General features: G+C 59.3%; 10 protein-coding genes. 2 read left to right on the top strand and 8 right to left on the bottom strand.

What is annotated here, in order from left to right:
* From SM764_RS21915 to rpsL, 4 genes are all read right to left on the bottom strand, one after another.
* Nucleotides 1-121: GTP-binding protein (locus tag SM764_RS21915; RefSeq protein ID WP_369002791.1), on the bottom strand; the 121-nt coding region annotated here is incomplete at its 3' end.
* Nucleotides 122-184: 63 nt separating this feature from the next.
* The gene (gene fusA, locus SM764_RS21910) at nucleotides 185-2,302 is read right to left on the bottom strand and encodes an elongation factor G (RefSeq protein WP_065271479.1); all 2,118 of its coding nucleotides are present in this window, start codon (nucleotides 2,300-2,302) and stop codon (nucleotides 185-187) included.
* Nucleotides 2,303-2,320: 18 nt separating this feature from the next.
* Nucleotides 2,321-2,791, bottom strand: coding sequence for a 30S ribosomal protein S7 (rpsG, locus tag SM764_RS21905; protein WP_065271480.1), 471 nt, complete (start codon nucleotides 2,789-2,791; stop codon nucleotides 2,321-2,323).
* Between the two features lie 18 nt (nucleotides 2,792-2,809).
* On the bottom strand, nucleotides 2,810-3,181 hold the full coding sequence (gene rpsL / locus SM764_RS21900; protein WP_005621086.1) for a 30S ribosomal protein S12: 372 nt from the start codon (nucleotides 3,179-3,181) through the stop codon (nucleotides 2,810-2,812).
* Nucleotides 3,182-3,610: 429 nt separating this feature from the next.
* On the opposite strand from rpsL, the gene SM764_RS21895 reads away from it, so the two are divergent.
* Both SM764_RS21895 and SM764_RS21890 read left to right on the top strand, forming a co-directional pair.
* A complete protein-coding gene (locus tag SM764_RS21895; RefSeq protein ID WP_274830260.1) occupies nucleotides 3,611-4,417 on the top strand; it encodes a putative rhamnosyl transferase in 807 nt (268 codons plus the stop codon).
* 36 nt (nucleotides 4,418-4,453) lie between these two features.
* Complete coding sequence (locus SM764_RS21890; RefSeq protein WP_369002790.1) at nucleotides 4,454-5,293, top strand: putative rhamnosyl transferase; 840 nt, start codon at nucleotides 4,454-4,456, stop codon at nucleotides 5,291-5,293.
* Here the strand turns inward: SM764_RS21890 and SM764_RS21885 are convergent.
* The 4 genes from SM764_RS21885 to rpoB all read right to left on the bottom strand — a co-directional run bounded on the left by SM764_RS21885 (nucleotide 5,252) and on the right by rpoB (nucleotide 15,502).
* Nucleotides 5,252-6,118, bottom strand: a complete 867-nt coding sequence (locus SM764_RS21885; RefSeq protein WP_274830262.1) for a DMT family transporter — start codon at nucleotides 6,116-6,118, stop codon at nucleotides 5,252-5,254. The genes SM764_RS21890 and SM764_RS21885 overlap by 42 nt on opposite strands.
* A gap of 3 nt (nucleotides 6,119-6,121) precedes the next feature.
* Nucleotides 6,122-6,928, bottom strand: a complete 807-nt coding sequence (locus SM764_RS21880; protein WP_369002789.1) for a glycosyltransferase — start codon at nucleotides 6,926-6,928, stop codon at nucleotides 6,122-6,124.
* Between the two features lie 144 nt (nucleotides 6,929-7,072).
* Nucleotides 7,073-11,314 carry a DNA-directed RNA polymerase subunit beta' gene (rpoC, locus tag SM764_RS21875; protein ID WP_065271485.1) on the bottom strand — a complete coding sequence of 1,414 codons (4,242 nt, stop codon included), beginning with the start codon at nucleotides 11,312-11,314 and terminating at the stop codon, nucleotides 7,073-7,075.
* A 51-nt stretch (nucleotides 11,315-11,365) separates the two neighbouring features.
* On the bottom strand, nucleotides 11,366-15,502 hold the full coding sequence (gene rpoB / locus SM764_RS21870; RefSeq protein ID WP_065271486.1) for a DNA-directed RNA polymerase subunit beta: 4,137 nt from the start codon (nucleotides 15,500-15,502) through the stop codon (nucleotides 11,366-11,368).
* Between the last annotated feature and the right edge of the window lie 233 nt (nucleotides 15,503-15,735).

Here is a 15,735-nt window from a genome sequence, read left to right as displayed (position 1 = left end):
CTTTGAAGTCACCGAAGTATTTGGTGATCGCTGCGGTCAGCGTGGTTTTGCCGTGGTCAACGTGGCCAACGGTGCCGATGTTGACGTGCGGTTTATTACGCTCAAACTTTTCCTTAGCCATGGTGGCCTCCTTTTGATTGGAAGAAGGTCCGCGCGGGCCGCGAACCTTCCAATGTCATGACGCTTACGCGTATTTCGCCTGGATCTCGTCCGAGATGTTCTGCGGAACCGGATCGTAGTGACCGAACTGCATGGTGAACTGGGCGCGGCCCGAGCTCATCGAACGCAGGGTGTTGATGTAGCCGAACATGTTCGCCAGCGGCACGTTTGCGTCGATCGCAATCGCGTTGCCGCGGGGCTCCTGGCCGGACACCTGACCACGACGGGAGGTCAGGTCGCCGATGATACCGCCGGTGTATTCTTCCGGGGTGATCACTTCGACCTTCATGATCGGTTCCAGCAGCTTGGCGCCAGCTTTGCGCATGCCTTCACGCATGCACATACGTGCTGCGATTTCAAAGGCCAGAACGCTGGAGTCAACGTCGTGGAACTTACCGTCGATCAGGGCAACCTTGAAGTCGATCACGGGGAAGCCAGCCAGCGGGCCGCTATCCATAACCGAGTTGATGCCTTTTTCAACACCGGGGATGTATTCCTTCGGAACAGCACCACCAACGATGCGGGATTCGAAGGAGTAGCCTTCGCCGGCTTCTGTCGGCGAGATGATCATCTTCACCTCGGCGAACTGACCCGAACCACCCGACTGTTTCTTGTGGGTGTAGGTGTGCTCGACCTCGTGACCGATGGTCTCACGGTAGGCAACCTGCGGGGCACCGATGTTGGCTTCAACCTTGAATTCGCGCTTCAGGCGGTCAACCAGGATGTCCAGGTGAAGTTCGCCCATGCCCTTCATGATGGTCTGACCGGATTCCAGGTCAGTTTCCACGCGGAAGGACGGGTCTTCGGCGGCCAGACGGGCCAGACCCTGGGACATTTTTTCCTGGTCAGCCTTGGTTTTCGGCTCAACCGCGATCTCGATCACCGGATCGGGGAAGGTCATGGTTTCCAGAACCACCGGATCGTTGACGGCGCAGAGCGTGTCACCTGTGGTGGTGTCTTTCAGACCAGCCAGCGCGATGATGTCGCCCGCGAACGCTTCCGTGATTTCCTCACGGTCGTTCGAGTGCATCATCATCATCCGGCCAACGCGCTCTTTCTTACCCTTGGTGGAGTTCAGAAGGGTATCACCCTTGTTCAGAACACCGGAGTAGATGCGGGTAAAGGTCAGCGAACCGACGAAGGGGTCGTTCATGATTTTGAACGCCAGGCCCGAGAACGCCATATCATCATCCGCGCGGCGGGCGATGTTACGGGTTTCGGTTTCGTCACCGGGTTTGAAGCCCATGTAATCGACAACGTCCAGCGGGCTGGGCAGGTAGTCGATCACGGCGTTGAGCAGCGGCTGAACGCCTTTGTTCTTGAACGCGGAACCGCCCAGAACCGGAACGAAGTCCAGCGCCAGAGTGCCCTTGCGCAGCAGAGCGCGCAGTGTTGCAACGTCGGGCTCTTCACCTTCCAGGTAGGCTTCCATGGCGTCGTCGTCTTGCTCGACGGCCGCTTCGACCATCTTGCCACGCCATTCGTCGGCCATGTCCTTCAGGCTGTCACGGATCTCGACCTGCACCCAGGAGGCGCCAAGGTCTTCACCCTGCCACAGCCATTCCTTCATGGTGACCAGATCGATCAGGCCTTCCAGCTCGTTCTCGGCGCCGATCGGAATACCAACCGGAACCGCGCGGGCGCCGGTACGGTCTTCGATCATGTTGACGCAGTTGAAGAAGTCAGCGCCGATCTTGTCCATCTTGTTGACGAAGACGATGCGCGGAACCTTGTAGCGGTCAGCCTGACGCCAAACGGTTTCGGTCTGGGGTTCAACGCCGGCGTTGGCGTCCAGAACACAGACAGCACCGTCGAGAACCGCCAGCGAACGCTCAACTTCAATGGTGAAGTCAACGTGGCCGGGGGTGTCGATGATGTTCAGGCGGTGCTTCGGCGTGTCAGCAGTTTCGCCATCTTCGGTGCGTTCCCAGAAAGTGGTGGTCGCAGCCGAGGTGATGGTGATGCCGCGTTCCTGCTCCTGCTCCATCCAGTCCATGGTGGCTGCACCATCGTGCACCTCACCGATGTTGTGGGATTTGCCCGTGTAGTACAGGATACGCTCCGAGCAGGTGGTCTTACCTGCATCGATGTGCGCCATGATACCGAAGTTACGGTAATGGTTGAGTGTATAGTCGCGTGCCATAGGTCTAAGCCCCTTGGGTTACCAGCGGTAATGCGAGAAGGCCTTGTTGGCCTCTGCCATCTTGTGGGTGTCTTCGCGCTTTTTCACCGCGGTACCACGGGACTGGACAGCGTCCAGCAGCTCGCCTGCAAGGCGCTCTTCCATGGTGTTTTCGTTGCGGCTACGGGCGGCTTTGATCAACCAGCGGATTGCGAGTGCTTCGCGGCGCTCCGGGCGAACTTCGACCGGCACCTGGTAGGTTGCACCACCCACGCGGCGCGAACGAACTTCGACGGCGGGTTTCACATTGTCCAGAGCTTCGTGGAAGACTTCCACGGGAGCGCGTTTGATCTTGGCTTCAACGCGATCGAACGCGTTGTAGACGATTTTTTCTGCGACCGATTTCTTACCATCGATCATCAGGTTGTTCATGAATTTGGTCAGAACGCGGTCGCCATATTTGGCGTCGGGCAGAACTTCGCGTTTTTCAGCAGCGTGACGGCGTGACATCTGTGCTTATCCTTCTTCTTACTTAGGACGCTTCGCGCCGTACTTGGAGCGACGCTGCTTACGGTCTTTGACGCCCTGGGTATCCAGAACACCGCGAAGGATGTGGTAACGCACACCGGGAAGGTCTTTTACACGACCGCCGCGGATCAGAACCACAGAGTGTTCCTGAAGGTTGTGGCTTTCACCCGGGATGTAGGAGATGACCTCGAAACCGTTGGTCAGGCGGACCTTCGCAACTTTCCGCATAGCGGAGTTCGGTTTCTTCGGCGTGGTGGTGTAAACGCGCGTGCAAACGCCACGCTTCTGGGGGCACTGCTCCAGATGCATGGATTTGGAGCGTTTAACTTTCGGCTGCCGCGGCTTGCGGATCAGCTGTTGGATCGTTGGCATTCCGGTCTATTCCCCGTTTCGCAACTTTCATGTCATGCACGCGCAAGGGCGTGCGGCTCATATTTCCGGCACTTACGCGTCCGCAAGCGCAAAAACCGCAATCGTTCCCATTCCGAGGTGAACGACGCGGTGGGTCTACAGAGGATCCGGACGATAAAACTGTCCGAACCTTGATCCACTACAATAGTGATATCGGCTTTAGGGGCGGCCCCCGGATGCCGGATAGGCGCGCGTATATGGGGAGTCGCGGAGCTTGTCAACTGTCAGGCGCCCAGTGACGCCCAGGGTCGGCGGATGGCTGCACGGGAACACGCCGCTGGCAATACTTCCCCTGCCACACCCGCTGTCTTGTCGCATCGGTACGGGCGATGCATAGTTCAACGGGCCGCAATCAGATTGGGCCATACGCTTACTCAGGACGCCCCATTCATGCAAGTCATCGGTCTTTGTCGTTTTTCTTATCCCGCGATTGGCGGCTTTCAGGTTGAACATGCCAGCCTGGAGGAGCGCATTGCCTACCTTTATGCCGAAGACCGTCTGGAGGAGCGGTTCCAACTGATGGAGACCGTCGCCCTGCCCTGTCTGCGGGAACAGACAGATCAGGATTTCGAGCTCATCATAGTCATTGGCGACAGCCTGCCGAAACACCACCGGGAGCGGCTTCAGGACATCACCGCCGACATGCCGCAGGTCCGTATTCACAGCGAACCGCCGCGCAAACAGCGCCAGGTGATGAAAGAGATCCTCAACAAAGCCCGCCGGGACCCAGACGCGCCCTGTCTGCAGTTCCGACATGACGACGACGACGCAGTGTCGGTGGATTTCGTCGAACGCCTCCGGCAGACGGTTGAGGATTGTTCTGGCCTGGTCGAAAAGAGCAAAACGGTCGCCGTTGATTTCAACCGTGGTTATGTGGCCGAGGTTGGGGCGTCCGGGATCGCCGCGACCGAGATACACCGGCCCTACTATGTCGCTTCGCTTGGCATGTATGTGCGCGGCGGCTGTAACCTGACGATCATGAACTTCGCGCATGAGAAAATCCTGCGCTTCATGCCGACGGTCACCATCAGCGATCAGCCGATGTTCGTTCGCACCCACAATGGCTATAACGACTCGCGCCAGAAACGGGTCAAACCGGTGCCCGTCACCCCGCTGACCCCGGATCAGGTGGGTGAGTTTGAAGCGCGATTTGCCATCCGGCAGGATGATCTCAAACGGGTCTTCGCGGCTGACTAGCCCCCACGCTTTTGTTTTTACCAGGGATCGCATGTTATGCAGGTTATCGGATTGTGCCGCTTCTCTTATGTAGGGCACGGCGGCTACAAGCAGGAGCACGCCAGCCTAGAGGAACGCCGTGCCTATCTTTATGCACCCGAACGGCTTGAGGAGCGGTTCCGCCTGTTCGAAACTGTCTGCCTGCCCTCGATCATCGGTCAGACCGACGCGGATTTCCAGCTTCTGGTCGTGGTCGGTGAGTGCTTTCCCCTCCCCTATCTCGACCGCCTGCTGACCCTCACCGAACCTTTGTCGAATGTGGTCATTTCCGTGCAGCCGCCGGGCCGTCACCGGCGGGTGATGATCCAGATGCTGAACGACGCGCGCGAAAACCCGGATGCGCCCTGCCTGCAGTTTCGTCTAGACGATGACGATGCGATGGCGGTGTCATTTGTAGAACGGCTGAAACAGGCGGCGCAGGACCTAGAACCGGTCTGGCCGCGCTATCCGATGACCACCATCGATTTCAACCGCGGCTATGTCTATCGCGCCAGTGCCGATGGCCTGGCGATCAAACCGGACCGCTACCCCTACACTGCGCTTTCTATGGGAGTCGTAGTGGCGGGCGGGTCCAACCAGACGATCATGCATCACGGCCATCATACCCTTTGGCGGGTCACACCAACGCTGACCATTCCGGATGGCGACATGTACCTGCGTGGTTACAACAGCTTCAACGATTCCCGCTCCAAGGGGCGCGGCAAGGAGATCAGCGTCACCCCTGTCACACCAGAGGAAGCGCACCATCTGAAACAGACCTTCAACGTCGATAGCGCCGCAGTCGCGCGGGCGTTCTCATCCCCCGGTCTGCTGCCGCTCCCGGTAGAAAGTGAATAGGCCGGCCGCCACAACGACGGCCGCGCCGGTCAGAGTAAGCACACCCGGCCAATCACCAAAGACTGCCCAGCCGAGGAACAGCGCCCACAACAACCCGCTGTAGCGGAAGGGCGAGACCACGGCGACGTCTCCGACCCGCATGGTCATGACCGAAAACAGGTAGCCGGCAAAGATGAAGCAGGCCGCCCCCATAAGCAGACCCAGATGCCAGCCCTGCATCGGTTGCCAGTCCTGCTGGGTGCTGTAGATCAGGCCAAAACTCAGCACTGTCAAAGAGGCCATCAACGTCACCGTCATTGACGGCACCGCCGCCGACATCCGCCGGGTGAACAGATCCCGGGCCGTGACGCAGCCAACCGCACCCAGTGCATACAAAGAGGCGCCATCGAACCCCTCTGGCCCCGGCTGCACGATCAGCAGCATACCGCAGAACCCCGCAAGGATCGCGGCCATGCGCCGCCAGCCGATGCTTTCGCCAAAGAACAGCGCCGCCCCCAGCGTCACGGTCAGCGGCAGCATTTGCAGTACGGCAGTCACATTGGCGAGCGGCATCAGCATCAGCGCGCTGAGGAAGAGGTAAGTCGCCCCCGCTTCGGACAGGCAGCGGCCCAGAACCAGCATCCAGTCGCCCCGTGGCAGGTTCATCCGCAAGCTGCCCAGATAGCGCGCCAGCAGGAAAATCAGCAGTGACGCAACCCCGCCGCGGACCACAAGAATCTGCGACAGCGGCAGATCCGCCCCCACAGATTTCACCAGCGTATCATTGAAGGTAAAGGCCGCCATGCTGCCCATCATCAACAGGGCACCGGTCTGATTGGGTTTCATGCGCTATACCGCCTTCAGCTGCGACAGCGTCAGACCGAAATGGCGTTGCAGCGCGCCGTCGATCTCTTCCTCGGCCATCTGATGAGTGATCCCTTTTTGGGTGGGATCGGATTTATTGTCACCATGGATAGTGCGCAGGAAGGATGGCACCGAAATATCCGAATAAAGGCTGTAGTGCCGCGCCAGTTTGCGGTGGTTGAACTTGTAGGGGTTCGCGGCGCTGCCAACCGGGGTCACCAGCGCGGTGCCTGCCGACAGGGGCGCCTGTTCGACCGCGTCGAAGACCTCCGGCCCATCCAGCGTCGCCCGCATGTAAAAGCCCCGGTTATAGGCAATGACAAAAGCACCGCCTTCGGGTTGCAGCGGCAGGATCCCAGCCGCCAGGCGTTTTGTCCGCGCCACAAAATCAATATCAACCGCGTCATCATCATCCAGACGGAACAGGATGCGGTGACTGCCCTCCCCTGCCGGAATGGAATCATACCCCCGGCGTAACAGCCGGTAATGATTTCGGGTTCCGACCGGACGGCAATGCAGATTGCGATGCGGCGCAAGCAGCGCCTTCAGCCTTTGCATATAGCGATCAGGCATCGACGCCGCAGTCAGCACCACGACGTCAAATTCGGGATCGCTTTGCCGAAGCAGCGAAGGCAGGCACAGCTCTTCGAAAACGCGAAAGCGGAGCTCCATCCGGTCCTCGGAAAACAGATGTGCCGCCGTTTCCTCCAGTGTGCTGAAGCGTTCGGAATAATAGGTAGGCGTAAGAACCGAGAACCGGACCAGTCCAACCATCTTCAACTGCTCTGACATTTCCCCTCCCCCGGCTGCGCGCACAGAAAACACCGGGGCGCAGCACTTGGGAAGAGGCATTCGCCGGTTGGGGGACGTCAGACAAAAGAAAACCCCCGCGCCATCGGCGCGGGGGCATTCATTTTCAAAAAGTCAGTCGACGGATCAGTCGCGGCTTTCCGGTGTTTCCACCAGATTGTCGAAGTCGCCACCGGACACGTCGTCCTCCATCACCGGAGCGGCCAGAGCAGCTGCGGCCTCGGCTTCTTCGCGGCGCGCTTCCAGAACCACATTGTCGCGGGACTGAGCGATATGGCGCATCTGCTGGGTTGCACCACCGGTACCGGCCGGGATCAGGCGACCAACGATGACGTTTTCCTTCAGGCCAACCAGCTTGTCCTTCTTGCCCTGAACCGAAGCCTCGGTCAGCACGCGGGTGGTCTCTTGGAAGGAGGCCGCCGAGATGAACGAACGGGTCTGCAGCGACGCCTTGGTGATACCAAGCAGGATCGGTGCGCCCTGTGCCGGACGTTTGCCGCGCGACAGTGCCTTCTCGTTGGCAGCGTCGAACTCCTGCTTGTCCACGTGTTCGCCTTTCAGCAGCGTGGTTTCGCCGGAGTCGGAGATCTCCCACTTCTGCAGCATCTGGCGAACGATCACCTCGATGTGCTTGTCGTTGATCTTCACGCCCTGCAGACGATAAACGTCCTGAACTTCGTCGATCATGTAGTTCGCCAGAGCCTCGACACCCATAATTGCAAGGATGTCATGCGGCGCCGGGTTGCCGTCCATGATGTAGTCGCCCTTCTGCACGAAGTCACCTTCCTGCACCGGGATGTGCTTGCCCTTGGGCACCATGTATTCGACGGTTTCCAAGCTCTCATCCGCGGGTTCGATCGAGATGCGGCGCTTGTTCTTGTAGTCGCGGCCAAAGCGCACGTAACCATCGATTTCGGCGATGATTGCGTGGTCTTTCGGACGACGGGCTTCGAACAGTTCGGCCACACGCGGCAGACCACCGGTAATGTCCTTGGTCTTGGCGCCTTCGCGCGGGATACGCGCAACAACGTCACCAGCCTCGATCTGCTGACCGTCTTCACAGGACAGGATCGCATCAACGGACATCGGGTAGGTAACCGGGTTGCCCAGATCGTTGCGGACCGGCTCGCCGTCAGCATCCACCAAGATGATTTCCGGCTTGAGGTCGTTGCCTTTCGGTGCCGCACGCCAGTCGACCACGATCTTCTGGGTCATACCGGTGGCTTCGTCGGTCTCGTCGCGGACGGCAAGGCCCGAAACCAGATCGACGTATTTGGCAGTACCCGGCTTTTCCGCGATGATCGGCAGGGTGTAGGGGTCCCATTCGAACAGCTTGTCGCCACGGGCAACGGATTGACCGTCGGTGACGAACAGCTTGGAGCCATAGCCCAGCTTGTGGCTGGCGCGCTCTTCGCCGTGCTCGTCCTGAATGATCAGCTTCATGTTCCGGCCAACCACCAGCGTTTCGCCGTTGGCGTTTTGCAGGATCTGAGCGTTTTCGAAGACGATCTTGCCTTCTTGGCTCGCCTCGAGGAACGACTGCTGACCACCCTGGGCAACACCGCCGATGTGGAAGGTCCGCATCGTCAGCTGTGTACCAGGTTCACCGATCGACTGCGCGGCGATGATGCCGACAGCCTCGCCCGAGTTGACCATGGTACCGCGCGCAAGGTCACGGCCATAGCACATGGCGCAGACGCCCTCTTCGCTTTCGCAGGTCAGAGGCGAACGGATCCGCGTGGAGGCAACACCGGCTTCCTGCACGGCATCCGCCATGCGTTCGTCGATGAGCTGCCCCTGTGCGACGATCACCTCTTCGGTGCCCGGACGTTTGATGTCCTCGGCCGCAACACGGCCCAGCAGACGTTCACCGATGCTGGCAACCACTTCACCGTCGTTGACGGCAGCCTCTGCTGTGATCGCACGCTCGGTACCGCAGTCGCGCTCCCGCACGATGCAGTCCTGCGCCACGTCCACCAGACGACGGGTCAGATAACCCGAGTTCGCCGTCTTCAGAGCGGTATCCGACAGACCCTTACGGGCACCGTGGGTGGAGTTGAAGTACTCCAGAACCGTCAGGCCTTCTTTAAAGTTCGAGATGATCGGTGTCTCGATGATGTCGCCGTTCGGCTTGGCCATCAGGCCGCGCATACCGCCCAGCTGCTTCATCTGCGTAACCGAGCCACGCGCACCGGAGTGGGCCATCATGTAAACCGAGTTCGGCTCCATCACGGCACCGTTCTCGTCCCGCTTGTCGGCGGAGATGGTGCTCATCATCGCTTCCGTGACCTTGTCGTTACACTTCGACCAGGCATCGACAACTTTGTTGTACTTTTCGCCCTGAGTGATCAGGCCGTCCATGTACTGCTGTTCGAAATCTTTCACCTGCTCGCGTGTCTCGTCGACGATGGTCCACTTGCCGTCCGGGATCACCATGTCGTCCTTGCCGAACGAAATGCCTGCCTTGAACGCTTCGCGGAAACCCATGGTCATGATCTGATCACAGAAGATCACCGACTCTTTCTGACCGCAGTAACGGTAGACGGTGTCGATGACCTGCTGCACCTCTTTCTTCCGCAGAAGACGGTTGACCAGTTCAAACGGCGCCTTGGCGTTCTTCGGCAGCAGCGCGCCCAGACGAACACGGCCCGGGGTGGTCTCAAAACGCTTGAGAACCTCGTTGCCTTCTTCGTCGATCTGGGTGATCCGCGCGGTGATCTTGGTGTGCAGGTGCACTTCGCCGGCGTCCAGAGCGTGCTGAACTTCGTCGATGGTCCCAAAGACCTTGCCTTCGCCCACCATGCCTTCGCGTTCCAGGGTCACATAGTAGAGACCCAAGATCATATCCTGCGAGGGAACGATGATCGGCGCGCCGTTTGCGGGCGACAGAACGTTGTTGGTGGACATCATCAGGACGCGCGCTTCCAGCTGGGCCTCAAGGCTCAGCGGCACGTGCACGGCCATCTGGTCACCGTCGAAGTCCGCGTTGAACGCCGAGCAGACCAGCGGGTGCAGCTGGATAGCCTTACCTTCGATCAGCGTGGGTTCGAAGGCTTGAATACCAAGACGGTGCAGCGTCGGTGCGCGGTTCAGCATCACCGGGTGCTCGCGGATCACCTCGTCGAGGATATCCCAGACTTCGGGGCGTTCTTTTTCCACCAGCTTCTTCGCCTGCTTCACAGTGGAGGACAGACCTTTGGCCTCCAGACGCGAGTAGATGAAGGGCTTGAAGAGTTCGAGCGCCATCTTCTTGGGTAGGCCACACTGATGCAGCTTCAGCTCGGGACCTGTCACAATGACCGAACGGCCGGAGAAGTCGACGCGCTTACCCAGAAGGTTCTGACGGAAGCGACCCTGCTTACCTTTCAGCATGTCCGACAGCGACTTCAGCGGGCGCTTGTTGGCGCCGGTGATGACGCGGCCACGGCGGCCGTTGTCAAACAGGGCGTCAACGGATTCCTGCAGCATCCGCTTTTCGTTGCGGACGATGATGTCAGGCGCGCGCAGTTCGATCAGACGCTTCAGACGGTTATTCCGGTTGATCACACGACGGTAAAGGTCGTTGAGGTCGGAGGTCGCGAAACGACCGCCATCCAGCGGAACCAGCGGACGCAGTTCCGGCGGGATGACCGGGATCACGGTCATGATCATCCACTCGGGACGGTTGCCCGACTCGAGGAAGGATTCGACCACTTTCAGACGCTTGATGATCTTCTTGGGCTTCAGTTCGCCGGTGGCTTCGGCCAGTTCGGCGCGCAGCTGCTCGGCTTCGGCTTCCAGATCGATCGCGGCCAGCATTTCACGGATCGCTTCGGCGCCGATATTGGCGGTGAAGGCGTCCATGCCGTACTGGTCCTGGGCGTCCATGTACTCTTCTTCTGTCATCATCTGGCCGTAGGTGAGGTCGGTCAGACCCGGCTCGATGACAACGTAGTTTTCAAAGTACAGCACGCGTTCCAGATCGCGCAGGGTCATGTCCAGCATCAGGCCGATGCGCGACGGCAGCGACTTCAGGAACCAGATGTGCGCAACCGGCGAGGCCAGTTCGATATGGCCCATACGCTCGCGGCGGACCTTTTGCAGGGTGACTTCCACACCGCATTTTTCGCAGACAACGCCGCGATATTTCATCCGCTTATATTTGCCGCAAAGGCATTCGTAGTCTTTGATCGGGCCAAAGATACGGGCGCAGAACAGACCGTCACGCTCGGGCTTGAAGGTCCGGTAGTTGATGGTCTCGGGCTTTTTGATTTCGCCATAAGACCACGACAGGATCCGTTCCGGCGATGCCAGCGATACCTTGATCTCATCGAAAACCTTCGGCGGGGTCAGCGGGTTGAACGGGTTATTGGTGATTTCCTGGTTCATTTTGATACCTCAAATCTTGCGGAAGGGGGGACGGGAGAAGGGCAAACGCCCTTACTCCTCAACCTCCGCATCCAGGAGTTCCATATTCAGGCCAAGGCCACGGACTTCTTTGACCAGAACGTTGAACGATTCCGGTACGCCCGCCTCGAAGTTGTCTTCGCCTTTGACGATGCTTTCATAGACCTTGGTCCGGCCTGCGACGTCATCCGATTTCACGGTGAGCATCTCCTGCAGGGTGTAGGCGGCGCCGTAAGCTTCCAGAGCCCAGACCTCCATCTCCCCGAAGCGCTGACCACCGAACTGCGCCTTACCACCCAGCGGCTGCTGTGTGACGAGCGAGTACGGACCGGTCGAACGCGCGTGGATCTTGTCGTCGACCAGGTGGTGCAGTTTCAGCAGATACTTGATGCCGACGGTGACCGGGCGGGCAAACTGCTCACCGGTGCGGCCGTCAAACAGGATCGACTGACCGGATTTGTCAAAGCCCGCGCGGACCAGCGCGTCATTAACGTCATCCTCTTTGGCACCGTCGAAGACCGGAGTCGCGATCGGTACACCACGGGCAACATTGTTGGCCGCATCGATCAGGTCGGCTTCGGACATATCCGCAATGCCTTCGTCATAGACGTCCTGACCATAGGCGTGATGCATCGCATCGCGCACCGGGGTCAGATCGCCTGAACGACGGTATTCCTGCAGCGCCTCATCCACCTTGATGCCGAGACCGCGTGCAGCCCAACCCATGTGGGTTTCAAGGATCTGACCGACGTTCATACGCGACGGAACGCCCAGCGGGTTCAGACAGAAATCGACCGGGGTACCATCCGCGAGGAACGGCATGTCCTCCATCGGAACCACTTTCGAAATCACACCTTTGTTGCCGTGACGGCCGGCCATCTTGTCGCCCGGCTGCAGCTTACGCTTCACAGCGATGAAGACTTTGACCATCTTCATCACACCCGGCGGCAGGTCGTCGCCGCGGCGGACTTTTTCGACCTTGTCTTCGAAACGGGCATCCAGAGCGCGCTTTTGCACTTCGTACTGCTCGTTCAGGGCCTCGACGATCTGGGCGTCTTTCTCGTCCTCAAGGGCGAGCATCCACCACTGACCGCGGCTGAGGGAGGCCAACAGATCCTCGGTGATTTCCGAGCCTGCCTTGATGCCTTTCGGGCCTTTGACAGCGGTCTTGCCGACCAGCATGTCCTTTAGACGGGCATAGATGTTGCGATCCAAGATCGCCATCTCGTCGTCGCGGTCACGGGCCAGACGTTCGACTTCCTCACGCTCGATCTGCAGCGCACGTTCGTCTTTTTCGACACCGTGACGGTTGAAGACGCGGACTTCGACCACGGTACCGTAGTCACCCGGCTTCACACGCAGCGAGGTATCGCGGACGTCCGAGGCTTTCTCACCGAAGATGGCGCGCAGAAGCTTTTCTTCCGGCGTCATCGGGCTTTCGCCCTTCGGCGTGATCTTACCGACCAGAATGTCGCCCGGCTCAACATCCGCACCAATGTAAACGATGCCAGCCTCGTCGAGGTTGCGCAGCGCTTCTTCACCGACGTTCGGGATGTCGCGGGTGATCTCTTCCGGACCCAGCTTGGTGTCACGGGCGGCGACTTCGAATTCCTCGATGTGGATCGAGGTGAAGACGTCGTCACGCGCAATACGCTCGGAGATCAGGATGGAGTCTTCGTAGTTGTAGCCGTTCCAGGGCATGAAGGCGACGACGACGTTCTTACCGAGGGCCAGTTCGCCCATATCGGTCGACGGACCATCGGCGATAACTTCGCCCTTGCGCACTTCCTGACCCACTTTCACCAGAGGACGCTGGTTGATGCAGGTGTTCTGGTTGGAACGCTGGAACTTGCGCATACGGTAGATGTCAACGCCCGCATCGCCCAGCTCTAGATCGGAGGTGGCGCGGATCACGATACGCTGGGCATCGATCTGGTCGATGATACCGCCACGTTTCGCCATGATCGCAGCGCCCGAGTCGCGGGCCACGATTTCCTCGATACCGGTGCCGACCAGCGGCGCTTCCGCGCGCAGCAGCGGAACCGCCTGACGTTGCATGTTCGAGCCCATCAGAGCGCGGTTGGCGTCGTCGTTTTCAAGGAACGGGATCAACGAGGCCGCAACCGAGACCAGCTGCTTGGGCGAAACGTCGATCAGGTCAACGTTTTCGCGCGGCGCCAGCGTGTAGTCGCCGGACTGACGGGTCGAAACCAGATCGTTCTGGAATTTGCCTTCATCATCCAGGGTCGCGTTGGCCTGCGCCACGGTGTGACGCATTTCCTCGGTCGCGGACATGTAGTGCACTTCGTCGGTGACCTTGGCGTCCTTGACGACGCGGTAAGGTGTTTCGATGAAGCCATACTTGTTCACGCGGGCAAAGGTCGCCAGAGAGTTGATCAGACCGATGTTCGGGCCTTCCGGCGTTTCAATCGGGCACATCCGGCCATAGTGGGTCGGGTGAACGTCGCGAACCTCAAAGCCTGCGCGCTCGCGGGTCAGACCGCCCGGGCCAAGCGCCGAGAGGCGGCGTTTGTGGGTGACTTCCGACAGCGGGTTGGTCTGGTCCATGAACTGCGACAGCTGCGAGGAGCCGAAGAATTCGCGAACAGCCGCAGCCGCCGGTTTCGCGTTGATCAGATCCTGCGGCATCACCGTGTCGATCTCGACCGAGGACATACGTTCCTTGATCGCGCGCTCCATGCGCAGCAGGCCGACGCGGTACTGGTTTTCCATCAGTTCGCCAACGGAACGGACACGACGGTTACCCAGGTGGTCGATGTCGTCGATGTCGCCCTTACCGTCGCGCAGCTCCACCAGAGCCTTGATGCAGGAGACAATGTCTTCCTTGCGCAGGGTCCGCTGGGTGTCTTCGGCGTCCAGTGCCAGGCGCATGTTCATCTTCACACGGCCAACCGCGGAGAGATCGTAACGCTCGGAGTCAAAGAACAGGGTGTCGAACAGAGCCGAAGCCGCTTCGACGGTGGGCGGCTCGCCCGGACGCATCACGCGATAGATATCCATGAGCGCGGTGTCGCGGCCCATGTTCTTATCCATCGCCATGGTGTTGCGCATGTAGGGGCCGACGTTGACGTTATCGATGTCCAGAACCGGAATCTCGGTGACGCCCGCGTCCAACAGTTCCTTGACGGTGCCGCCGATGATCTCGCCGTCCTTGTCGTATTCCAGCGTCAGCTCGTCACCGGCTTCCACATAGATGGCGCCGTTTTCTTCGTTGATCAGATCCTTGGCAACGAATTTGCCGACGATCTGCTCGAAGGGCACCAGAAGTTCGGTGATCGAACCCTCGTCGATCATCTTCTTCACGGCGCGCGGTGTGACTTTCTTGCCCGCTTCGCAGATGATTTCGCCGGTTGCAGCGTCGACCAGGTCATAGGTCGGACGGGTACCACGGACGCGCTCGGGGAAGAACGGCGTGACCCAGCCGCGGCTTTTGTCCAGCTTGAAGGTGACGGTGTCGTAATAGGCATCCATGATGCCTTCCTGGTCCAGCCCCAGAGCGTACAGCAGGGTGGTCACAGGCAGCTTGCGGCGACGGTCGATCCGGGCAAAGACGATGTCTTTGGCGTCGAATTCGAAATCGAGCCAGGAGCCGCGATACGGGATGATGCGGCAGGCGAACAGCAGTTTACCCGACGAGTGCGTCTTGCCCTTGTCGTGGTCAAAGAACACACCCGGCGAACGGTGCATCTGGCTGACGATCACACGCTCGGTGCCGTTGACGACAAAGGTACCGTTCGGGGTCATCAGGGGCATATCGCCCATGAAGACGTCTTGCTCTTTGATGTCCTTGACCGAACGGGCGCCGGTGTCTTCGTCGACATCGAACACGATCAGACGCAGGGTGACCTTCAGCGGCGCCGAGTAGGTCATGTCGCGTTGCATGCACTCTTCGACGTCGTATTTCGGTTTTTCCAGCGCGTATTTCACGAACTCGAGCACGGAGTTTTCATTGAAATCCTTGATCGGGAAGACAGATTGAAAAACACCGTTGATACCTTCGCCGTCCAGCGGTGCTTCGGCGTCACCCGAGCGAAGGAAAAGATCGTAGGAAGATTTTTGAACCTCAATGAGGTTCGGCATATCCAGCACTTCGCGGATCTTGCCATAATATTTGCGAAGACGTTTCTGGCCAAGGAACGTTTGAGCCATGTCAGATGTCACCTTTCGAATTTCTCACCGGACAAGGATGCCGCCGGGCTTCGGCATCTTGCCCATACGAGATAGAGCGTTCGGATCAATTCATGGCCGCCGTCCCGAATGGCTGCCTCCCGATCCTGTGAACCGCGCCTAAGAAAGAGACCAAATCAAAAGGTCCCTTTCTGAGACAGGTTCGGCTGGACCCGGGTTTCCCCGGATCCAGCCAAATTCTAAGGGAGCGCAGA

This window comes from Pseudophaeobacter sp. 1A16562 (assembly GCF_041008785.1).
GTDB lineage: Bacteria > Pseudomonadota > Alphaproteobacteria > Rhodobacterales > Rhodobacteraceae > Phycobacter > Phycobacter gallaeciensis_A.
The sequence above is the reverse complement of the archived record's forward strand: the minus strand, read 5'-3'. Positions and strand labels throughout refer to the sequence as shown.

Bases quoted from the DNA above. Each gene is read 5' to 3' on its own strand.
- fusA (WP_065271479.1), bottom strand. From the start codon at position 2,302: ATGGCACGCGACTATACACTCAACCATTACCGTAACTTCGGTATCATG.
- rpsG (WP_065271480.1), bottom strand. From the start codon at position 2,791: ATGTCACGCCGTCACGCTGCTGAAAAACGCGAAGTTCTGCCCGACGCC.
- rpsL (WP_005621086.1), bottom strand. From the start codon at position 3,181: ATGCCAACGATCCAACAGCTGATCCGCAAGCCGCGGCAGCCGAAAGTT.
- SM764_RS21895 (WP_274830260.1), top strand. From the start codon at position 3,611: ATGCAAGTCATCGGTCTTTGTCGTTTTTCTTATCCCGCGATTGGCGGC.
- SM764_RS21890 (WP_369002790.1), top strand. From the start codon at position 4,454: ATGCAGGTTATCGGATTGTGCCGCTTCTCTTATGTAGGGCACGGCGGC.
- SM764_RS21885 (WP_274830262.1), bottom strand. From the start codon at position 6,118: ATGAAACCCAATCAGACCGGTGCCCTGTTGATGATGGGCAGCATGGCG.
- SM764_RS21880 (WP_369002789.1), bottom strand. From the start codon at position 6,928: ATGTCAGAGCAGTTGAAGATGGTTGGACTGGTCCGGTTCTCGGTTCTT.
- rpoC (WP_065271485.1), bottom strand. From the start codon at position 11,314: ATGAACCAGGAAATCACCAATAACCCGTTCAACCCGCTGACCCCGCCG.
- rpoB (WP_065271486.1), bottom strand. From the start codon at position 15,502: ATGGCTCAAACGTTCCTTGGCCAGAAACGTCTTCGCAAATATTATGGC.